Here is a 21,871-nt window from a genome sequence, read left to right on the forward strand (position 1 = left end):
TTATTCGGCTTCTTTTTGTTATATTCAGCTTAACTTGAAGTATACGTTTCTGTACCAGTCAACTGTCTCAGCGAGTCCCATATCCACAGAGTACTCAGCCTTCCAGCCGATACGCTCAAATGCCTTTGTAGGATCTAACTGCTGTATCAGTATCTCGTTAACATCGCTCTGCTGGATAACAGACTCGATATTCTCGCAGTTCATTATAGCCTTTATCTTGTTAACGATAGTCTCGATGTCTGTAGCGATACCTGTACCGAAGTTGAATGCGTTTCCTACAACGCCTTCCTTTTCGATGTTGTAAAGCATATACATATAAGCATTGACGATATCCTTGATGTAAAGGAAGTCTCTCTTGAATACGCCGTTTGCAGGGTGTCTGATAACAGGAGACTCGCCGTTTTCGAGCTTCTGTACAGTTCCGGGGATAAGTCTGTTGAAGTTGTTGTCTCCTGGACCGTAGATGTTGCCGAATCTTCCTACTGCAACAGGGAGCTTGTAGCTGTGGTAGAAGCTTCTTGCCAGCATATCCTGACAAACCTTTGATACGTCGTAAGGATTGCTGCCCTGAAGTATCATGCTCTCGTTGTAAGGAAGTACATCGCTGTCGCCGTAAACCTTATCGCTTGAAGCAACGAGAACAGCCTTGACTGTATCCATGTGAAGTCTTGCGGCGTCTAAGATATTGTATGTACCTACGATATTTACCTGGAAAGTCACCTTTGGCATCTTGTAAGCTAAGTCCTGAAGAGCTACAGCAGCAAGGTGGAAGATGAACTCAATCTTCTGCTCAACGATTATCTGCTCGATGAGAGCGCCGTTGCTGATATCGCCGTAGTATACGTTGACCTTCTTGTCCAGTCCGCAGATGCTGAAATAGCTTGTGCTGTCACATCTCTCGATGAGTACGGTAACGTTTGCACCGAGTTCGATAAGGTGCTTTGTGATGTGTGCTCCTACAAATCCTGTAGCACCTGTTATAAACACACGCTTGTTTTTCATGTCTTTGCTATTCATTTCTTCTCTATCCTCTTTCTTTTTGACTTTTCGGTCAATTTTCTCTGACCACAGCGTGAATTTTTGGCTAAAAATCAAGTCTGACACCTCGCTGTGGAAAACACTGAAACAATGAGTAGTATAGCATATTCGTCGAATTTTGTCAAGTATTAATTGTTTTAAGAACTTGGGCAAAAAACTGTTAATAATCATCGAAATACGTCGTAAAAATTTGAACCATCAGCGCCTGAAAATTATATAGGAACAGGTCGAAAAAAGGTATTGATTTTCTCTATGAAGTGTGCTATAATTTTAATCAGCGTGTCTGAGCGCCGTGGAAATAAACGGTACCGAGCCGCTTATTTCCTTGAAGCAAAATCCTATAGAAAAACATAACGGAGGAAAAGAAAACATGAGCGAGATCAAGCCAAAAAAAATTGCCGTTTTAAACGGTATCTTACACGGTCACTTTACAGGAAGTGTTGAGGTCGTAAGAGAATTAGCCGCATTAGGTCATGATGTGACTTGTTTTGTTACAGACGAATTTGCACCGAGATTAAACGAAGTTCCTGTAAAGAAAGTAGTTTATTCAGCAGATGTAAGTGAAATTGCTAAAAGATTACCTCCAAATGTTCCACCATTCGCTATAAATTCATTCATGGTAGGCAAGGCAACAGACGTTGTTATGACTCTGCTTATGAATGATAAGACTGAGTACGATTACTATATCATCGACGCATTTTTCGACATTGAAGAAATGAACAAGGTCTTAAAGATCGATCCTGCTAAGTTTGTAATGATCTACCCTTCATTCATTCTTACAGACGAGAACCAGTTTGACAACGCAAGACTGATAGGTTTACAGGCAACAAACGCTAAATACAATATCAGTCTCCGTGACTTCGTCGGACTTATATTCACTCCAAACAACTTCAAGAAGATACTCCTGACATCAAAGTATTTCCACTTAAGACCTGAGGATACAGATGACAAGTGCTACTTCCTCGGACCACACATCGAGCAGAGAGTCGTTGACAAGAGCTTTGACTTCAAGAAGGACGAAAACAAGAAGCTCCTCTTTATCTCACTGGGAACTATCTTCGGCAAGGACTTGGAGTTCTATCACCGCTGTATCGAAGCTTTCAAGGACTCGGACGAGTATCAGGTAATAATGTCTGTAGGTAAGTTTGTAAATATCGAGGAGACATTCAAGGAGATTCCAGATAACTTCACTATCTACAACTATGTACCCCAGACTCAGCTTTTACCGCAGGTAGATGTATTTATCACACACGCAGGCTTCAACTCAACATCAGAAGGTCTTGCAAGCGGCGCTGCACTGGTACTTGTACCGCAGGCTGTTGACCAGTTTGACGTTGCAAAGGTAGTTGCAGAACTTAACGCAGGTATCGCTCTCAACAAGCATGAGATAGACATTACAGCTGATATCATCAAGAAGGCTGTTGATGACGCTTATGCTAACAGAGAGAACTTCAAGGCAGGCACAGATAAGATAATCGCTTCATTCAACGAAGCAAGAAGCAACAGAACAGCACTTTACGCTGAGATATTTGCTTGATTTGACAAGAAAAGCCGACAGGGAACACCTGTCGGCTTTTTTACGGATTACATATTTATATTGAACGGGCGGATAGTATCCGCCCCCTACACATCTACAGCGATATAGCACGGGAGAGCGGAACTCGCCCCTACAAAAATGCGAACCGCTTGGTTCGCATTTGATTATGCATTAAAAATCCCGCCACGAAAAAAGACTGCCATGCGGCAGCCTTTTATATATAGGTATAGAACAGGATTGCAAAATAATAACGACCTTCATTGACACCCTCTCAAAAAGCCAATCAAGGTCGCTATTGAGTGACGCCTGCGCACCCTCTATACGCAGTTGTCATTACGGCAGCACATATTCCGAAGTGCCATATATCTTCTTGCTGTGATGTCATGCTTGTTTGGTCGTTTCAAGCGATGCGTGAACTGCTTTAGGCGATTAAACATATTATAGGCATTAATGTTTAATAGCAGTTGAAGTAAGTCCGATGTGTGCTGGATCGAAGTGGTAAGACCGAGGATCCGGCGGAGTTTGATACCGGATCAAGCAAAAGAAAGATATACTTGCCGATTTTGTTACAGGACACATAAAAATCTGTTGAAATTATGTGGCGGTAGAGAAGCCGATTTTTCGGCGTTATCCTCTACCAACAATTGTATTATAAAACATGACGGCGCTAAGTTCAATTGATTATATTGCTCAAAATTAGGACTATATTGCTAAATTTAGTATTATATTTTATATTAAGTAATTATGAACTAAATTACTGATTTTAATAAATCAGTTTTTTGTCATAAAAATAAAAAAATAAGGCTGATTTTTGTACAGAACAAAAACCGTATCGATAAATCTACGTAGATACGTTGATTCGGGGTTCGACAAAAAATGCAGCACAATTACAACATCTTTTGACTAAGGTGATAATTTGAGCTGCGAACTGATAAAACTGGCTATGGTTAAAAGTAATACAAAATTGTGCAGGGAAAATTTTTGGAGAAATTTTGAAAAATTTTGATATCTTTTTATTTTTTAACCAAGTCTTGCGGACTCCAAGGCATAAAAAAGCTCCGAGGTTCAGCTCGGAGCTCATGTTTTACAGTATGCCCTGTGAGGCGTCTCTGATCCTCTTGTGGTAGTATTCCTCCTGCCACGAGAAATCGAAGTCCTTGAACAGCTTCAGACAGCCGTTGGCGTTTGCGAGAGCGCCCTCCAGACCTTCTATATCGTCAGCCTTTGCGAATATGTAGACTGCGGTTATCATAATCTCAAGAAGCATGGAATCGTTTCTGCCCTGCGGCTTATAGCCGAATTTCAGGAGCTTGAGAGCGTCGCGGTAATTCTTTGCGGCGCAGTCTGCCAGCGCAAGCGAGATATAGAGCTTAGCCTGACGCTTGAGGCAGGTCTTTTCGCAGTATTTCTGCAAAAAGCTTATGTTCAGCGTGCGGAACTCCTCGGCGTCGCGCCAGTTTCCTATCTTGCTGATAGTGCTGAGCATTTCGGTGCAGTAGCCGAATTTCTCGTCGCCGCTGAGCTTTTTGTCTATGAGCTTTTCAAGATAAAAATAAGCTGTCTTATTATCGTATATCTTATCGTAAAGAGATGCTATCTGGATTATATCGAAGTAGGTGGGTTTCTTGACGTTGTCGATGAAAGCGTCGGCGTAAGCCTCACACAGCTCCTTGGAGTAGCCCTTGTCAACGAAGAGGCTGTAAACTTCCGCATATTTTTTCATCTCAGAAGCGTGAGATGTCAGCAGTGGAAAGCCTGCCTTTTTTCGTTCTATAGGTGATAACATATCTTTGCCCCTCCCATCTGATATGGAACAGCCGACTGCAAAAACAAGGGTAACAGTGCCTGAAGTTTCTCTGTTTTTTGTATCGTCTGTGTATATGGACCTATATATTTTCTATATAATGAGTAAAAACAGTAAATTATTTTCACTCATCTGTGTAATCAATCATAACACAAATTTATAGGTTAGTCAACGCCTACTGGCAATTTAAAAGCAAAACTGTTGATATGCACAAAAACATCACCGATTTTTTTCCTAATTAATTTGTTAAACTTAAAATTCCTTTAAGCTTATTTCAATATTTTGTGGTATAATATAGTTAGAGTGGAATGGTGTCCGCTTTTACAGATATATGCCGTACATATATAATGGCATTCAAGGGGGTATTCATATGAGACTTCTCGTTGTTGAGGACGAGATACAGCTTGCCGACGCTCTGTCGGAGATACTTAAAAGAAATATGTACAACGTCGATACCGTTTACGACGGCGTTGACGGACTCGATAATGCTCTGACGGGAGTTTACGACTGCATTATACTGGATATCATGCTTCCCGGCATGAACGGTATGGAGGTGCTGAGGAATCTCCGCCGCGAGCATATAAATACGCCTGTTCTTCTGCTCACCGCACGAAGCGAGATCGAGGACAAGATCAACGGTCTTGACTGCGGCGCAGACGACTACCTTACAAAGCCCTTCGTTACCGGTGAGCTTCTTGCGCGAGTGAGAGCGCTCACCAGGAGAAAGGGCGAGATAGTTGACGAAAACAGACTGGATTATAACGGACTTGAGCTTAACAAGAGCACCTGCTCGGTAATGTGGAAGGGCAGCGACGTTAAGCTTTCGCTCAAGGAGTACCAGATAATGGAGCTCCTTATATCAAATCCTCACCAGATACTTCCAAAGGAGCGTATAATCGAGAAGATATGGGGCTATGAGAGCGATGTTGAGTACAACAACATCGAGGTCTACATATCATTCCTCAGAAAAAAGCTTTCGGTAATATCCGCTCCTGTTCAGATCAAGACCGCAAGAGGTATAGGCTATTCTCTTGAATGATGAAGGAGGAATGACGCAATGTTAAGGAAACCTCATGATCGGATGTTCAGAAAAGCCCAGATGAAGCTTTTCACTATGATCGTAAGTATTCTCCTTGCTGTTTTCATTGCACTTATCGGTTCTATAAATGTTATCACCAAGGAGGTAATGCGAGGGCAGTCCAAGGAAGTGCTCATGCAGATAGCTTCGGGTATCGAGTATAACGACAAGAACTCAACATTTACATATACCAAGCCTGTTGAGCCAAAGGGTGAAAAGCGCGACAAGGGCGGCAATCCGCCTGCGAAGCCCTCTGAAACAGCCAAGCCGACCACCACAGAGGCTCCGACGACTACAACAGCGACTACTGTGACTACAAAGGCTGACGAGACTACTCAGGCAGTTCCGTCAACTGATGAGAGCACAGAGTTCATCGAGCAGTTCACTACCGACGAGCCCGAGTACTACGAGGAGCCGCACGAGGAGCAGCCTGCTGAAACTCAGCCCCCCGAGACTCAGCCCTCAGAGGCTCAGACCACTGCGCCGTCAGGCGGACAGCAGAGCTGGGCTGCATGGGGACAGCAGGACTGGAACAACTGGAACCAGCAGGGACAGCCTGACTGGAACAACTGGAGCCAGCAGGACTGGGATAATTTCTGGAAAAACTGGAATAATAACAACGGCGGTCAGCAAGGGCAGCAGGATTGGAACAACTGGAACAACTGGGGACAGCAGAACGGCGGCAACGATCCCAATAACCCGTGGAACCCGTGGGATCAGACAAATCCGTGGAACCCGTGGAACCAGATGAACCCGTGGAACCCGTGGATGCAGTGGAACGGCGGCATGGCAGGAACTCCCAAGATGAACAGCAAGGAGCCTGATAAAAACGGTATAAAGATATACGAGGATAAGCAGGAATACAAGCGCTACCGCGAAAACGGCGAGCCGCTGGACGATGAAAACGCAGAAGCTGAGGACGAGCTTATCGCAGAGCCTCAGAGCTTCGGCGGCGAGGCTGTTCTTGTGAATACCGTCTATACAGGCGAGCCTGTGCTGGAAGGCTTTACAGTTCTTTCAAACAGCGAAAGCAGCGGCGCTCCCACAGCTATGGCGTCACCTGCCTCAGAGCCAAACCCTATGGCATATTCAAAGGTAGAGCCTATCCCGAAGACTCTCGGCTCTATAGATTTCTTTGTTATCATGGCGGATACAAAGGGCAATTACCTTGCGACTCTCAACAATGACAAGCTTGACTCTATAGGAGCTCAGGACTACATAACAACTATCCTTGACAACGGCAAGGATACAGGTATGATAAACGGCTATCAGTTCTATCAGACAGACAAGTCAAACGGCACTATCATGGTGCTTACGGATAAGAGCTCCGAAATGGATATGCTCAAGCAGCTCAAGCGCACAACTATAATTATAGGTCTTATAGCGCTGGTCGTTCTCTCTGTTTTTGCGTATTTCCTCAGCCTGAGAAGCATTCAGCCTATCAAGGTAGCATTCGAGAAGCAGAAGCAGTTCGTATCAGACGCAAGCCATGAGCTGAAAACTCCTCTTGCAGTCATCACCACAAATGCAGACGTACTTTCCGAGGAGATAGGCGCGAACAAGTGGCTTGAATACATCAAGGCTCAGACAGAACGTATGAACGTGCTGGTCAACGACCTGCTGAATCTCACAAGACTGGAGAACAATACAACTGATTTCGAGCGCAAGTACTTCAATCTCAGCAAGGCGGTAATAAATACCGCACTGCCATTTGAGTGTCAGGCGTTTGAGAACAACAAGAAGTTCGAGGTCAACGTCGAGGACGATATCATGCTCAGCGGAAGCGAGAAGCATATCAAGCAGATGACAGCTATATTCATCGACAACGCGCTGAAGTACTCCAACGACGGCGGTACGGTAAGAGTATCCCTTAAGAGAGTGGGCGACAGAAAGCTCCTCTCGGTATACAACACAGGTCAGGGCATCAAGGAAGAGGATACCGAGAAGATATTCGAGCGTTTCTACCGCAGCGATGAGTCGAGAAACCGCTCCACAGGCGGCTACGGACTGGGACTTGCTATTGCGAAGTCGGTTATCGATAAGCATAAGTTCAAGGTACACGTAATGAACCAGCCGGGCAAGAGCGTTTGCTTCATGGTAACAATGCAGTAAGAGACAGGGCGCGATTTATCGCGCCCTGTTTAATGCATAATGCATAATTGTAGGGGCGGCGTTCCGCCGCCCGTGATGACGAACGGCTCCGAATTACCGTATGTAGGGGCTGGCGTCCCCGACAGCCCGTGAGTTCCGTTGCAATTGCGGGACGTCGAGGACTTCCAACAGAAGCCGCGTCCCTCTGTCGCTATGCTGACATCTCCCTACACTGTAGGGAGCCACCGTCCCCTACAAGCTAAATTTTTATCCGCGAGACTTGCTTTTTCGTAAAATATGTGCTATAATTACATATACTACTATAAGAACAGGAGATGAAACACATAATGGACGGTGCCCCTGACGGCAGTAATCCTTATAATTACGAGACATACTTCGTTAAATATGTATTATCAAGGCATGGTCTGCACTATCGTTTGTGTTAGGCTGTGCCTTTATGAGGTTATAGACATATAGACAAATACAGATATTTTAACGGAGGATATGAATATGTTAGGGCAGATAATTCTGCAAATAATACTTATCGCGCTGAACGCGCTTTTCGCCTGTACGGAGGTGGCGGTCATCTCCACAAGCGATGTGCGGCTTGAAAAGCTTGCCGCCAGCGGCAACAAAAAAGCCGTGAGACTCAAAAAGCTTACCGATACGCCTACACGATTCCTTGCAACTATTCAGGTAGCTATAACACTGGCAGGCTTCATAGGCGCCGCTTTTGCCGCAGACAGCTTTGCGGAGCTCCTTACCTCTGCGCTGGTCAAAACAGGCATAGGAATACCTGCGGCTGTTATCAAAAAGGTGTCGGTAGTTCTTATCACACTGGTGCTTTCTTATTTTACGCTGGTTTTCGGAGAACTGGTGCCTAAACGCCTTGCAATGAAGGATCCCGAGAAGATAGCTCTTGCCATGAGCGGAGTCATAAACTTCGTGGCAGTATTCTTCGCACCGCTGGTATGGCTGCTGAATGTGTCCGCAAACGGTATACTGCGGCTCATGGGCATTGATCCCAACAGCGACGACGACACAGTCACCGAGGAAGAGATACTCATGATGTCCGACGCAGGCGCGGAAAAGGGTACTATCGACGAGGACGAGAACCGCATAATCAAGAACGTTTTCGCCTTTGATGATATGACCGCGGAGCAGGTCTGCACTCACCGTACAGACGTTGACGTGCTATGGAGCGACGACGATATCAGCGTCTGGGAGGAGACCATACACCGCACCCGTCATTCCTCGTTCCCTGTGTGCGGCGAGAGCGTGGACAACGTTATCGGCGTTCTCAATGCAAAGGACTATTTCCGACTTGAGGACAAGAGCAAGGACAACATCATGGAAAAGGCTGTCCGCGAGCCCTGCTTTGTGCACGAGAACATGAAGGCTGACCGCCTGTTCGACCAGATGAAGCAGCGCGGCGCAGACCACTTCGCAATAGTAGTTGACGAATACGGCGGCATGAGCGGTATAATCACCATTACCGACCTTGTTGAGGAGCTTGTTGGCGACTTCGCCGACGATCCCGAGGACGAGCCTGCTGTAAGACTTGAAAAGATAAACGATACTCAGTGGACAGTTCCCGGTATCAGCTCCCTCAGCGATGTCTGTGAGGAGCTTGATGTCACGCTGCCTGCGGACAAGTACGAGACCTTTGGCGGCTACGTCATAGCGAAGCTTGGCGAGATACCCAAGGACGGCACACAGCTGGAGCTTGAAGCAGGCGGACTTCACATAAACGTGGTCGAGGTAAAGCACCACCGAATCGAGGTCTGTCGCGTGGAGAAGCTGCCGCCCGTCGAGACCGACGAAACAGACGAGTAATGTGTAGGGGCGCACAATGTGCGCCCGTTCAATGCATAATGCATAATTAAAGGCGAACCGATCGGTTCGCCTTTTTTGTAGGGGCTGGCGTCCTCGACAGCCCATGATATAACGTAAAAATGTGTAGGGGGCGATGCCTGCATCGCCCCGTGTGGTTACAAAGCAATTATTCGGGCTGTGTACATCAGCCCCTACATTCTCAATCATCAATTTACGGAACGCCGAGGGCGGCGTTCCCTACAGCTAAAGGCTTGTTTTATCCGCTCATTTGTGCTATAATTAAAACAATAATAATTCAGAGGTGAAATATGAGCAAGATTTTCATTGTCGAGGACGACAGGTCTATCCGTGAGGAGCTCGCCGAGCTTCTCCGCAATTCGGGCTACGAAGCCGAATACCTTACGGATTTCAGCAACTCAAAGGCAAAGATACTCTCCGCAAAGCCCGACCTTATCCTCATGGACATAAATATCCCCGACCTTAACGGCGAACAGCTTCTCAAGGAGATACGCAGCGAAACGGATACTCCCGTTATCATGGTGACGAGCAGGACTTCCGAGACCGACGAAGTGCTCTCCATGAGCTACGGCGCCGACGACTACATCACAAAGCCCTATAATCCCACGATCCTGCTGCTGAGGATATCCGCTGTGCTGAAACGTTCCGCAGGTTCGGTGACAGTCCAGTCCTACAACGGCTTGCAGGTCAACGACGCCAAGGGCTGTCTGACCGACGGCAGCCGCGAGCTTATCCTCACCAAGAACGAGATGATAATTTTCCGCTTTATGCTGGACAGGCGCGGCTCTATCGTCACCCGTGACGAGCTTATGACGGCGCTGTGGGACAACGACGAGTTCGTCAACGACAACGCCCTCACCGTTAATATAAGCCGCCTGCGTTCAAAGCTTGCAGACCTTGGCTGCGAGGACGCTATCGAAACGCGCAAGAAGCAGGGGTACATACTGAGATGAGATTTCGCGACTATATCATGGACAGGCTGTGGTTTTACGTTATCGCAGCGGTCTCATTCGGGCTTATACTGCTGTTTCTGGGAGCATACAGGGTAAGCGGTCAGCTTATGGCATTTATCACCGTCATATTCCTGCTGTTCGTCATAACAGAGGAGCTTGTGGGCTTTCTGCGTAAAAGGCGGTTCTATGACGAGCTTATTCAGAAGCTTGATATACTGGACAAAAAGTACCTTATTCACGAAATGGTAAAAGAGCCCGACTTCTTAGAGGGCAGGCTCACCTATGAGGTTCTTTGTCAGGCTAATAAAGCCATGTGCGAGAACGTATCGGACTATAAGCGGAGCTCCGCTGACTTCCGCGAATTTATCGAGATGTGGGTGCACGAGGTAAAGCTCCCCGTGGCAAGCTTACAGCTCATGGCGCACAATCACAGCGACAAGCTTGGGGACAAGTTTCTGGAGCAGCTCCGCCGCATAGACGGCTATACCGATCAGGTGCTGTACTATGCCCGTTCCGAGAGCGCCGAAAAGGACTACATCATCAAGGAGACCTCCCTGAAGCGCACCGTTTCCAATACGGCTCTGAAAAAGCGCGAGGATATCCAGCTTGCAGGAGCTTCTATCGAGACCGAGGGGCTTGACATAAGCGTTATGACCGACGGCAAGTGGCTGGAATTCATGCTTGGACAGTTCATCGCAAACAGCCTGAAATACACAGTTGAGGGGCGCGAGACCGTTATGAAAATAAGCGCAGAGGAGCTCCCTGACCGTGTGCTGCTGCACTTCCGCGACAACGGCATAGGCATACCCGAAAATGACCTGAGCCGCGTGTTCGACAAGAGCTTCACAGGCGAAAACGGACGTCTGTATGCAAAGTCCACGGGTATGGGACTTTACATCGTGAAGAGCCTGTGCGAAAGGCTCGGGCACAGTATTTCCGTAAAATCCGAGCAGGGGCAGTATACCGAGTTTACCGTGGCATTTGCCAAGAACGATTTTTATAAAATGCAGGAGCAATGATTTGATTCATTGCTCCTTAATTTATCGAAAAAGCTGTTTTTGCCTATGAACGGGATTCCAAAGGATATAGGGAACGCCTTGCAAGTGAAGGCGTTCCCTACAAATTGACAAGCCATAAACGATTGACTTTTTCACGGAGTTATAGTATATTTGAAGTATAAAAAGCATGAACGGTGCAAAAAAGGGGTGAATGATATGAGCAAGCTTCTTGCAGGAGCTGCGGCTGCTGCGCTGCTTTTTCAGCCTGCCGCAAACGCTGTACATGGTGGGGAAGCTACGGGCAGTATCGCTGCCGCTGCTGACATTTCTCAGTATGAAAAGGGCGACGTGAACTGCGACGGACAGATAAAAATATCAGACCTTGTGCTGCTGCAAAAGTGGCTCATAGGTGCAGGAGATTCGGAGCTGAATGTATCGGAGACTGCCGATATCTGCGAGGACGGCAGAGTGGATATTTTTGACCTGACAGCCCTTAGACGTCTGCTTCTCAGTAAGATAAAGGGGCTGGACAAAAAAGCTCCCGTAAGCGAGCTTGCGCCTGCGATGTCAGGCATGGGCAGGAGCAGGATACCCGTATTTGCTGTGGAGTTCCCCGATTATTGCGAGGATACTGACTTTGCAGAGCAGGTGAAGCAGAATTGCTTCGGCGCTGAAGACAAAGACGAAAGCTTTTACCCTCTGGAGAGCGTCCCTGCCTATTTTGACCGCGCTTCCTACGGAAAAATGTACCTTGAATGCGACGTTATGAGCTACAGGGCGAAAGAGCCTGCGGAGACTTATGTCAAGAACAATTCTCTTGGATTGGCTGAGGAAATAATGTCGGAATACGCAGAAAAGCTTGACCTGAGCGCTTATGACGCGAACAGAGATGACATACTGGACTCCATGGTGATAATAGTTCCCGAAAAGCTGTTGGAAATGGACAATAACGGCGACAAGATTCCCGACTGGTGGCCGTTTTCCGCAAAGTATTACGGCAGTGATACCTATGACGGAGTGAAACTGGGCTCATACTGCGTCATTCCGTACTGGAGGCATGACCGTGCAGGCACAAATTCCAAGATAGCCCATGAGCTCTGCCACGCTATGGGACTTACGGATTATTACGGCACAAATCAGGAGACAGGCAGTGATATCGGCAGTATGAGCGGCTCCGCAGGCAGCGAGCTCATGGACGAGGGCAGCGGCGACCTGTCCGCATTTTCAAAGCTCATGCTGGGCTGGATAACCGAGGAGGATATACAGTTCTACACAGGCGGCGAGCAGTCCTTTACGCTGAATTCCTCACAGCAGAAGCCCTCCTGTATCCTTATCCCGAGGGACAGTGAAAAGGGCTTGCTGGGTGAGTACTTCGTCATTGAGTTTATCACAGGCGAGGGGAATAATTCAGCCTGCTTCATAAACGGTTTGCGGAGCACATTGTTCTCGAAAAGCGGCGGAGTCCGCATACTTCACTGCAATGCGGAGATATCCGACGGAGTGTTCGGAAAAGATTACAAATACGGCATAAACAGTCCCGACTACGACAAAACCGACGAAAAACAGCGCGTTGTCCGCCTTGTGAATGACAGCGGAATGTTCTATCCCGGCGTGAGAGGTCTCAACTACAGGGACGTTATCGACAGCGCCAACGAGGAGTTCAGGTGGTACGATGAGGAGGGCGGCTTGACCGTGGATACGGGGCTTAAAGTGAAGATATCAGAATTGCGCCCGAATCCAAATTATGAGCCCGATCCTTTCTCGGGAGCTGATGCATGGGGCGGCGATGAACGTCGCCTCGCCAACGATCCCGATTACCTCAGCGGCGCGACCTATACCATAACCATATCGCAGGTGGGTTCGTAATGCGCCATAAAACATCTAAACAGAAACGGAAATCATAAAATGACAAAGATAGACCTTATAACGGGCATACTCGGTTCGGGAAAGACCACTTTTCTGCTGAAATACGCCCGAAACTGCATAGACAGAGGCGAGAATATCGCCATACTTGAAAACGACTTCGGCGCTGTCAACATTGATATGCTCATGTTACAGGAGCTGAAAGGCGAGCGCTGCCGCCTTGAAATGATAGCAGGAGGCTGCGACGCGGACTGCCACAGGCGGCGCTTCAAGACACAGCTCATATCTCTCGGTATGCAGCACTTTGACCGCGTTATCGTGGAGCCCTCGGGCATATTCGACATGGACGAATTCTTCGATATACTCCACGACTCACCGCTGGATAACTGGTTTGAGATAGGCAGCGTCCTCACTATCGTCGACAGCGAAATGGAGGAGCAGCTCTCGCCGCAAATGGAGTATCTTCTCGGTTCAGAGGCAGCCTGCTGCGGAAAGATAGTGATAAGCAAGCTCCGCGGTGAAGCCGACAGTGAGCTTGTGCAGTCCATACTCGACCATGTGAACCGCGCTTTGGAGGATATACGCTGTGACCGCAGACTTACGCTCTGCGACGTTGTAGCTAAGGACTGGGAGAGCTTTACCGAAGATGACTACAGGCTTTTCGGCAGCGCAGGCTACCGCGGTTCGAGCTACGTGAAGAAGTTCAGCCCCGAAGATATAGAGAGCTCCGTTCACTACTTCATGCATATCGCCGTGCCGCGAGAGTGCGTGGAACAGCTTATCGCCGATATATTCGCAGACGAGAGCTGCGGCAGGATATTCCGTATCAAGGGAGCCCTGCCTGTGGATAACGGCTGGCTGAAAATAAACGCTACCCGTGAAAAGACGGAGACAGCCGAGGTCGCAGAGGGACAGCCCGTGCTCATCGTCATCGGGGACAATGTCTCCCGTGAGCGTATCGACGAATATCTGAAACCGCTGAATACTGACAGCGACTACGTTTCTATCTGACTGTGGGGGCGGATATTATCCGCCCGAGCTTGACGGAACAACTATAAATGACTATTTGTAGGGGCTGGCGTCCTCGACAGCTCGTCCGCATCAATGAAAACAAATCGTCATTTGTAATTACTGTGAGATTTGCGGGCGGCGGAACGCCGCCCCTACAAGCAAACAAAAAGGCGAACCTTTTGGTTCGCCTTTAATTATGCATTGAACTTAGTTCTCGGCTTTAGCCGCCGCTGCTGCTGCCTTCTTAGCCTTTTTCTTTATAGCTCTGTTGGACTTTCTGAATATGAATCCGAGGAAGAGCTCGGCAGCTCCGATTATCAGGAGCATACAGGTGAATGGCAGGAGCAGTGTTTCTGTCAGGTAGAATCCCACATTATGAGTAAATGTGAACGCTACAGCAGAACCGATAAGTATCACAAGTCCTGATATGAACATCAGCAGACCTACGATATTGAAAACGGTTGCGAAGAAGCCTGTAACGTATCTTGCGCGTTTTGCAAGTATAACAGCTGTCCAGATAAGGAACAGTATCACAAGTCCGCCGAGAATGCCGATAGTGATGAATGAGAACGCATAGCTGCACTTGTCAACGTCGAAGCCAAGCTTTCTGCTCCACTCCTTGACGCTCAGGGTGTCGCTGAAGTTGTCCTTTTCAAGGTTCTTCTCGATAAGCTCGTAGCCGTCGTCGGTGAGCTCGTAATCGAACTCCTTGACAGCCGCATTCTTGTTTGTTCTGAGGAAGTCGTTGACGAAGTCCTCTGCGGTAATTGACGGATTGCCGCCCTTGCCGTCGATGATGTAGTCGAGGTAGTCCTTGGCAACTCTTCCTGCGTATTCGCGGAAGTCCGTATTCATCATGTATCTCTTGAAGCCTGCCTCGTCAGCCGCGCCCTTTGTAGCTGTGCGGAAGCCCATTGAATCATAGAGAGTTTTTGCAAGCTCTTTGCCGTCGAACTGAGCCGACAGGGTAGTGCTTGCGTTGAGCTTTTCTGCTCTCTTGCGGATAACACTGCCGTTAGCGCCTATCTTTACCGCAAGGCTAATGCTGAACGCCAGCAGGAAAACTATAGTGAATATAGTTACCAGCGAAGCTCCGAAGATACGTCCGCCGCCGACTTTCTTGCGAGCCTTTGGCTTGTCCTCCTGCTGAGGCATAGGTGCTGGAGCAGGTGCAGGCTCGGGCTGTACAGGCGGTATTGGCGGCTGTACAGGTGGGGGAGGAGCGATACTGCTCTGTATAGGCTGAACGGGTATCTTCATTGTATTGCTGTTGTCGTTGAAGCCGTTATTGCTTACGGGAGCGGCAGGAGCCTCCTGCTTGGGGAACTCCGCAGGCTTCTGAGGCTTTTCCTCGATAACAGGCTCAGGCTCTGGAGCTGTAAAGACCTCGGTAACAGGCTCGGGAGCCGGCTCGGTCACAGGCTCCGGCTCTGGGAGCTCGATAGTCTCGGAGGTGCTGAGTATCTCCGTCGGCTCGTCGTTGAGGAGCTCTGCTTCGCCGCTGGTAAGGCTGAGAGTTTCCTCGTTGGCGGCGATGATCTCTTCAAGGTGAGGAAGAATGGAAGTAGGCTCGTCGTCGGTATGTACATCGGGAGCAGGCTCGTTTTCGATACGGGCACCGCATTCTGTGCAGAATAAAGCGTCGTTTGGCAGTTCACTGCCGCATTTTTTGCATAGCATAATATCCCTCCTGTATTTTTCGTAAATGCTATTACAATTATAAGTCATACCAATAAATATGTCAAGTAAAAAAACTGTAACATTGTATTACACATGGGTATTTTCGGCAAAAAAGCGGATACAATGACAAAAAGCCCGCCGAAGCGGGCTTTAATTATTCGTTTTCGTTTGTGGTATCATCAATTTCTTTGAGCATATCGAAAGTATCTGCCGCCCAGTTTTCGATTTCGGTCTGGGGAACAGCGTTGATCCATTCTGCCCACTGCTCGGGGTCGTTCATGGATCCCCACGGATTTGCCGGGTTATTTACCCATATCCACGGGCTGTCTGCTTCCGGAAAGTTTTCGGGAAGCCATGACGACTGATCGCTATTCGGATCAAGTGGATTCTGCGGATCCCACGGGTTCCACGGGTTCCACGGGACCCACGGGTTCCACGGATCCTGAGGATCCAACGAACTGGTATCCGGCCATTCCCATGCAGTCAGCTCGCTGATAAATTCATCAATGAACTCCTCAATGGAGATATCGGTGTCGTTCAGTGACTGGTCAACGTAGTATGAGAGCACGTAAGAAGCGTCCATAGCGTTCACGCTGCCGTCCTTGTTGACGTCGCAGAGCGAAAGGAGCTCCTGAGTGATATCGGCGTTATTTACGGCAAAGTCGGCGTAAAGGGACAGAATATACGAAGCGTCCACAGCATTGATGATGCCGTCGCCTGACGGATCGCCGAGACCGAGGTCAGCCGCATTTGCGCTGACAGCCGAACCAAGTGAAAGTGCCGCAAGCATACCTGCTAAAGTGCCTGCGAAAAGCTTTGATATCTTCATTGTAAAAGCCTCCTTTTATGTCGGAAAAAACGGATTCTGTAAATCCATTATAGCGCAAAAAATCAGTACTGTCAACTTATATATTGCGGTTTTTAGAATTTAGAGCTAAGAACTAAGTGTAGGGGCGCACAGTGTGCGCCCGTGGATGAAAAAATATGTTATTCGCGGACTGCCAAAGGCAGCCCCTACAGGCTAAGGACTGACAACTGATCACTAAAAACTGATCACTTCGGGACGCCGAGGGCGGCGTCCCCTACAATAATCACTATTACCACTGGACATATTGCAAAAAACGTGATATAATATAAGTTAACCGTTTCTTTCATTCGGAAACGGAATCTTTACACTCAGATTGGAGCGATTTTTATGTCAAAGAAACCCTTTTACATCACAACGCCGATTTATTACCCATCGGGCAATCCGCACATAGGTCACTGCTATACCACAGTTGCCTGCGATTCTATCGCCCGTTACAAGCGAATGCAGGGCTATGACGTAATGTTCCTCACAGGCACTGACGAGCACGGTCTCAAAATTGAGCAGAAGGCTGCCGAGCAGGGCGTAACTCCCAAGGAGTACGTTGACGTCATCGTTGACAGGTTCAAGAACCTGTGGAAATATATGAACATCTCATACGACAGATATATCCGTACCACTGACGACTATCACGTAGAAGCCGTTCAGAAGATATTCAAGGCACTTTACGACAAGGGCTATATCTACAAGGGCGAATATTCGGGCAAGTACTGTACTCCCTGCGAGAGCTTCTGGACTGACTCTCAGCTTGACGAGAACGGCTGCTGTCCCGAATGTCACAGACCTGTCAAGTACGCCAAGGAGGAGGCTTACTTCTTCAAGATGTCTCCCTTTGCAGAGCGCATAGAGAAGCTTCTTCTCGAGACTGATTATCTCCGTCCAAAGACAAGAGCTGTTGAGCTGGTAAACAACTTCATCAAGCCCGGTCTGGAGGACCTCTGCGTATCAAGAACCACATTCAAGTGGGGCGTACCTGTTACCTTTGACGACAAGCACGTTGTATACGTATGGATAGACGCCCTTTCAAACTATATCACAGCTCTCGGTTATGAGAACTCCGCACACAATGACTATGAGAAGTACTGGCCTGCCGATGTTCACATGGTAGCAAAGGACATCATGCGTTTCCACGCTATCATCTGGCCTGCAATGCTCATGGCACTTGACCTGCCACTGCCTAAGCACCTTGCTGTACACGGCTATATCACCATGCAGAGCAAGGGCGGCGAAAGCGTGAAGATGTCCAAGTCACTGGGCAACGTCGTTGATCCTTTCGTACTGGGCGAGCGCTACGGCTGTGACTCTATCAGATACCATATCCTCCGCGAAATGGCTCTGGGCGCAGACAGCCTTTTCTCCAACGAGATAATGATAAACCGCATAAACTCCGACCTTGCCAACGGCTTCGGAAACCTTGTTTCCCGTACCGTTGCAATGGTGGACAAGTACTTCGGCGGAACTCTCCCCACAGAGCGCGAGAGCGACGCTTTGGACGACGAGTTCAAGGCAGTAGTCACAGGACTTCTTGCCGAGACAGACAAGTACATCGACGAGACCAAGCTGAAGCAGGTACTTGAAGAAATATTCAAGGTAGTTGACCGTGCAAACAAGTACATCGACGAGACCGAGCCGTGGAAGCTGGGCAAGGACGACACAAAGAAAGCCCGTCTTGCGGCTGTTCTCTACAATCTCCTTGAAGCTATCCGTGTTACATCTGCACTTCTTGCACCTTTCATGCCTACCACAATGCCGAAGGTATGGGAGCAGATAGGCGCTTCCGAAGCAGATGTGGAGTATGATAAGCTTGACAAGTTCGGCGTACTTCCTGCAAACGTTACAGTTCACAAGGGCGAGATACTCTTCCCGAGGATCGACGTTGACAAGGAGATAGAGGAGCTCAACGCTATCCTCACCAAGAACATGGAAGAAGCAAAGGCAAAGCTTTCATCAGAGGAAAAGGGCGAGGCGCCTGCCGAGCCTATCGAGCTGAAGCCCGAGATAACTATCGATGACTTTGCAAAGGTAGAGATAAGAGTTGCAAAGGTAGTAGCCTGCGAAAAGGTGAAGAAGTCCGACAAGCTCCTGTGCTTACAGCTTGACGACGGCATGGGCGGACGTCAGGTAGTATCGGGTATCGCGCAGTACTATCAGCCCGAGGACCTCATCGGCAAAAAGCTCCAGCTTATAGCAAATCTCAAGCCTGTAAAGCTGAGAGGCGTTGACAGCAACGGAATGATATGCGCCGCAGATACTCCCGACGGAGTAAAGGTCATCTTCGTAGATGACAGCATACCTGTAGGCTCTAAGATAAGATAAGAAAAAACGGCGCATTATTGCGCCGTTTTTCAGTATATAGTGAGTAGTGAATAGTAAGTAGTGAGTAGTAGGCAGTGACGCGCATTGCGCGTCTGAGCCCTTAGCCGTTAGCCTGTAGGGGCTGCCTTTGGCAGTCCGCAGGATACGATTAGAGCGTGGATAACGCTCTGTAGGGAACGCCGCCCTCGGCGTTCCAAAGTGAGTAGTGATTAGTAGGTGCGCTTTCCGAGCACCCGTCGGGATACACAGCATTGTCGTTCGGGCGAAAAGAGGTGTCGTGGACGCCAGCCCTACATAGCAGATACACATAAAAAAACTCCGCTGTGAAGCGGAGTTTTTCTATTTCACTATATCATGTATCAAAGCTTTTGCAGGAGTTATTTTTTATATTCTTCGTACAGCTTATCCAGCCTTTCTGCAACCTTTTCGGGCTCGCTGCAGCGGTAGCCGCGGCCTGTCTCCTGATTGGTGTAGGTGCCCAGATTGTTGATACCAAACATTTTGTAAACCGAGTTCTGATTTATCATGTAGAGCTTTAGCTCAGTTCCGTCTTCATCGTCATATTGAGAATAGATCTCATCGTAGATGTCGCTTTCATCGTCATATTCCTTGAATTCCATTTCTTCCCATTCAAGTCCCTCAAATACTTCACGGAGTCTTGCTGTCGGTATCTTACGTCCGCTTTCTGTATAAGGATAATTGGTGCCGCGTATGTTGACTTCTGCTATATCTCCGCTGAGACAGATATCAAGCTCCCTGTTGATGAGCTCGTTAGTGCTGAGCGGAGTCATCTTGCTGTTCATCGCCTTTATCTCGGAGATAAGCTGGTCAATGCCGTCGATATGGTCGATACGGTAGATATCAGGCATAGATGACGCCGTTCCGTTTTTATCGGAGTATATCGCCAAGCCGCCCGAGTATATGAACAAAAACTGCTCTTTATTCTTCAGGACAATGCTGTTATTATAAAATGAAGTTTCGGCAAATGCAGATGAACCCATTATAGCAGTGGTATACAGCTCGGGCTTCCAGTTACAGTTCTCCAGCAGTGACTGCAATTGTTTCAGCTGTTCTTTATCGAGGGTATAAACATTGCACTTATTATCAAAAGTGCATTTAAGCAAAGTGCCGTCCATATCTGCGATATCCACAGGACAGGGTATATCGTCCAAACCTGCGAGTATGTTTTTGATGTCGCTGTAAATGATAGGATTGAACATATAGGCTCTTTCTGTTATCTCGTTTGTGGAGTTTATCATCTTTTTATTGAAGGCTTCGCCGGTGGAGTAAAAGTCTACTCTGCAATCGTAAGCGTCGTCCTTGATAAAGAGAGAAATAGGCTCTTCGTTGGCAGGTCTCTCCTTGTGTCCCTCGGAAAGCAGGGTATCTGACATTTCATTCAGGCATTTGGCGAGATATTTTGCCTGTTCATCGGTGACAGTGCCTGATTGACCGTTTATGGCGTATCTTACGCCGCTGAGGTCAGCATTTATGCCTGCAAAGAAAGCCTTGTTTTCTTCTTTGCCGAAGATAATCGTCCTTATTTCTTTGTACTGTTCGGACGTCATGTTGTATCCGAGCTCTTTTTCGAGTCCGTTGTTTGTGCTTCTAATGTATACATTTATCATACCGCTTTCATACATATGCACATAGTAATAATCTTCGTTATATACGTAATTGAATGTGATATTTTCGCCGTTTAAAGAAGCATTGATAGCAGTTAAAAGCTCATCTGCCTCGGAATTATTGTCGTCGTCTTTATCATCGGGGATATTTATAGCATATGTTACACTTTTGCTTTCGTTCCAGTTCACCTGAGAAAATACCTCAATGAGCTGAGCCGCCATATCATAAGAAGCGACAACAGGCACCTTTGAATGTATGCTGCCGTAGTTCGTTTCCTGCAAAATAAAGGTAGCGCCTTTAAGCTCTATAGAAGCAAAGGGAAAATCAAATACGCTGTCGCTGTTTTTTGTCTCGGAGGACACTTCCTCTACCTCTGATTCCACGCCGTACTGCGCGTCAGAGCCGAGACCGCCTCTGAGATTCATATAACCGCCGCCGCCGACAGCTCCGATAACAGCGATAACAGTCGCTGCTGCCAGATACTTTTTGAAGCCCTTGTTCTCGATGACCTCGACGTGATTTTCTACTTCCTCATAGCCGTCGTCGTCAAAGTTGGATTTCAAGAGCTGTTTCTCCATTTTTGCGCAGAAATCCGAGCTCAGACGGATATCGTTCAGAGCGTTTTTATAATCTTTACTTGACATAGATCTCCCTCCTCCTCAAGTTCTGCTTTGAGCTTTTCCCGTCCTCGTCTGAGCAGCGAACCCACGGTATTCTCGTTTTTATTCAGCATAGAAGCTATCTCCTTGATTGAATAGCCCTCATAGTAATGCAGGAATATTACCTCTGCGTATTTTTTCGGCAGAGCCGCTATCTGCTGTCTGAGCTCACGGCTTTCGGTATCCATTTCGCAGATGACCTCTGAGTGCTCAAGGTCGTCAATGGAGCAGGTCCTGCTGAAGCGGAAGCTTCTGCGGAAATTCTTGCATTTGTTTATAGCGGCTCGGAGAAGCCACGCTTTTAAGTGTTCGTCGCTGTTAAAGTTCTGGGGATTTGTGTGCAGTGAAAGAAAAACGTCCTGAACGATGTCCTCTGCCTCGGCGTAGCTGCCGCTGAAAGCGAAAGCAGCGCGCAGAACGGTGTTTCCGTATTTTTTGAAAGCATATAATGCTGTGTTTTCGTTATTCATTGCAGTGACCTCCTTTCACATATAACAC

15 protein-coding genes are annotated in these 21,871 nt (G+C 47.8%); 9 read left to right on the forward strand and 6 right to left on the reverse strand.

The genetic code is table 11. The features are described 5' to 3' along the window. Window positions 1–24: 24 nt before the first annotated feature. Window positions 25–1,017 carry a GDP-mannose 4,6-dehydratase gene (locus BT105_RS09145; RefSeq protein WP_072300430.1) on the reverse strand — a complete coding sequence of 331 codons (993 nt, stop codon included), beginning with the start codon at window positions 1,015–1,017 and terminating at the stop codon, window positions 25–27. Window positions 1,018–1,408: 391 nt separating this feature from the next. Here BT105_RS09145 and BT105_RS09150 point away from each other — a divergent pair, with 391 nt between their 5' ends. Then, window positions 1,409–2,575, forward strand: a complete 1,167-nt coding sequence (locus tag BT105_RS09150) for a nucleotide disphospho-sugar-binding domain-containing protein (RefSeq protein WP_072300431.1) — start codon at window positions 1,409–1,411, stop codon at window positions 2,573–2,575. A 1,084-nt stretch (window positions 2,576–3,659) separates the two neighbouring features. Here BT105_RS09150 and BT105_RS09155 read toward each other — a convergent pair. Beyond that, window positions 3,660–4,361: a hypothetical protein gene (locus BT105_RS09155; RefSeq protein WP_072300432.1), complete on the reverse strand. Its 702-nt coding sequence runs from the start codon at window positions 4,359–4,361 to the stop codon at window positions 3,660–3,662. 388 nt (window positions 4,362–4,749) lie between these two features. Here BT105_RS09155 and BT105_RS09160 point away from each other — a divergent pair, with 388 nt between their 5' ends. From BT105_RS09160 to BT105_RS09190, 7 genes are all read left to right on the forward strand, one after another. Then, entirely contained in the window at window positions 4,750–5,418 is a 669-nt protein-coding gene (locus BT105_RS09160; protein ID WP_072300433.1) for a response regulator transcription factor, read from the forward strand. Window positions 5,419–5,436: 18 nt separating this feature from the next. Beyond that, window positions 5,437–7,569, forward strand: coding sequence for a sensor histidine kinase (locus BT105_RS09165; protein WP_081367850.1), 2,133 nt, complete (start codon window positions 5,437–5,439; stop codon window positions 7,567–7,569). Between the two features lie 489 nt (window positions 7,570–8,058). After that, window positions 8,059–9,384 (forward strand): hemolysin family protein, encoded by a 1,326-nt coding sequence (locus BT105_RS09170; RefSeq protein ID WP_072300435.1) that lies wholly within the window; start codon window positions 8,059–8,061, stop codon window positions 9,382–9,384. Between the two features lie 308 nt (window positions 9,385–9,692). Next, window positions 9,693–10,355: a response regulator transcription factor gene (locus BT105_RS09175; protein ID WP_072300436.1), complete on the forward strand. Its 663-nt coding sequence runs from the start codon at window positions 9,693–9,695 to the stop codon at window positions 10,353–10,355. Further along, window positions 10,352–11,374, forward strand: a complete 1,023-nt coding sequence (locus BT105_RS09180; protein ID WP_072300437.1) for a sensor histidine kinase — start codon at window positions 10,352–10,354, stop codon at window positions 11,372–11,374. The genes BT105_RS09175 and BT105_RS09180 overlap by 4 nt, the downstream gene beginning before the upstream one ends. A 195-nt stretch (window positions 11,375–11,569) precedes the next feature. Next, window positions 11,570–13,219, forward strand: coding sequence for a dockerin type I domain-containing protein (locus BT105_RS09185; protein ID WP_072300438.1), 1,650 nt, complete (start codon window positions 11,570–11,572; stop codon window positions 13,217–13,219). A 39-nt stretch (window positions 13,220–13,258) separates the two neighbouring features. Next, a complete protein-coding gene (locus BT105_RS09190; RefSeq protein ID WP_072300439.1) occupies window positions 13,259–14,227 on the forward strand; it encodes a GTP-binding protein in 969 nt (322 codons plus the stop codon). A gap of 207 nt (window positions 14,228–14,434) precedes the next feature. On the opposite strand, the gene BT105_RS09195 is transcribed toward BT105_RS09190, so the two are convergent. Further along, window positions 14,435–15,907 carry a zinc-ribbon domain-containing protein gene (locus tag BT105_RS09195; RefSeq protein WP_072300440.1) on the reverse strand — a complete coding sequence of 491 codons (1,473 nt, stop codon included), beginning with the start codon at window positions 15,905–15,907 and terminating at the stop codon, window positions 14,435–14,437. Between the two features lie 154 nt (window positions 15,908–16,061). Continuing rightward, window positions 16,062–16,736 carry a dockerin type I domain-containing protein gene (locus BT105_RS09200; RefSeq protein ID WP_072300441.1) on the reverse strand — a complete coding sequence of 225 codons (675 nt, stop codon included), beginning with the start codon at window positions 16,734–16,736 and terminating at the stop codon, window positions 16,062–16,064. Window positions 16,737–17,102: 366 nt separating this feature from the next. Here BT105_RS09200 and metG point away from each other — a divergent pair, with 366 nt between their 5' ends. Continuing rightward, window positions 17,103–19,088, forward strand: coding sequence for a methionine--tRNA ligase (gene metG / locus BT105_RS09205; RefSeq protein WP_072300442.1), 1,986 nt, complete (start codon window positions 17,103–17,105; stop codon window positions 19,086–19,088). Between the two features lie 377 nt (window positions 19,089–19,465). On the opposite strand, the gene BT105_RS09210 is transcribed toward metG, so the two are convergent. Beyond that, window positions 19,466–21,358 (reverse strand): hypothetical protein, encoded by a 1,893-nt coding sequence (locus tag BT105_RS09210; RefSeq protein ID WP_072300443.1) that lies wholly within the window; start codon window positions 21,356–21,358, stop codon window positions 19,466–19,468. Then, window positions 21,328–21,843, reverse strand: a complete 516-nt coding sequence (locus BT105_RS09215; protein WP_072300444.1) for an RNA polymerase sigma factor — start codon at window positions 21,841–21,843, stop codon at window positions 21,328–21,330. The genes BT105_RS09210 and BT105_RS09215 overlap by 31 nt, the downstream gene beginning before the upstream one ends. Between the last annotated feature and the right edge of the window lie 28 nt (window positions 21,844–21,871).

Source organism: Ruminococcus flavefaciens (genome assembly GCF_900119075.1).
Lineage (GTDB): Bacteria > Bacillota > Clostridia > Oscillospirales > Ruminococcaceae > Ruminococcus > Ruminococcus flavefaciens_Q.

Bases quoted from the DNA above. Each gene is read 5' to 3' on its own strand.
- BT105_RS09145 (WP_072300430.1), bottom strand. From the start codon at position 1,017: ATGAATAGCAAAGACATGAAAAACAAGCGTGTGTTTATAACAGGTGCT.
- BT105_RS09150 (WP_072300431.1), top strand. From the start codon at position 1,409: ATGAGCGAGATCAAGCCAAAAAAAATTGCCGTTTTAAACGGTATCTTA.
- BT105_RS09155 (WP_072300432.1), bottom strand. From the start codon at position 4,361: ATGTTATCACCTATAGAACGAAAAAAGGCAGGCTTTCCACTGCTGACA.
- BT105_RS09160 (WP_072300433.1), top strand. From the start codon at position 4,750: ATGAGACTTCTCGTTGTTGAGGACGAGATACAGCTTGCCGACGCTCTG.
- BT105_RS09165 (WP_081367850.1), top strand. From the start codon at position 5,437: ATGTTAAGGAAACCTCATGATCGGATGTTCAGAAAAGCCCAGATGAAG.
- BT105_RS09170 (WP_072300435.1), top strand. From the start codon at position 8,059: ATGTTAGGGCAGATAATTCTGCAAATAATACTTATCGCGCTGAACGCG.
- BT105_RS09175 (WP_072300436.1), top strand. From the start codon at position 9,693: ATGAGCAAGATTTTCATTGTCGAGGACGACAGGTCTATCCGTGAGGAG.
- BT105_RS09180 (WP_072300437.1), top strand. From the start codon at position 10,352: ATGAGATTTCGCGACTATATCATGGACAGGCTGTGGTTTTACGTTATC.
- BT105_RS09185 (WP_072300438.1), top strand. From the start codon at position 11,570: ATGAGCAAGCTTCTTGCAGGAGCTGCGGCTGCTGCGCTGCTTTTTCAG.
- BT105_RS09190 (WP_072300439.1), top strand. From the start codon at position 13,259: ATGACAAAGATAGACCTTATAACGGGCATACTCGGTTCGGGAAAGACC.
- BT105_RS09195 (WP_072300440.1), bottom strand. From the start codon at position 15,907: ATGCTATGCAAAAAATGCGGCAGTGAACTGCCAAACGACGCTTTATTC.
- BT105_RS09200 (WP_072300441.1), bottom strand. From the start codon at position 16,736: ATGAAGATATCAAAGCTTTTCGCAGGCACTTTAGCAGGTATGCTTGCG.
- metG (WP_072300442.1), top strand. From the start codon at position 17,103: ATGTCAAAGAAACCCTTTTACATCACAACGCCGATTTATTACCCATCG.
- BT105_RS09210 (WP_072300443.1), bottom strand. From the start codon at position 21,358: ATGTCAAGTAAAGATTATAAAAACGCTCTGAACGATATCCGTCTGAGC.
- BT105_RS09215 (WP_072300444.1), bottom strand. From the start codon at position 21,843: ATGAATAACGAAAACACAGCATTATATGCTTTCAAAAAATACGGAAAC.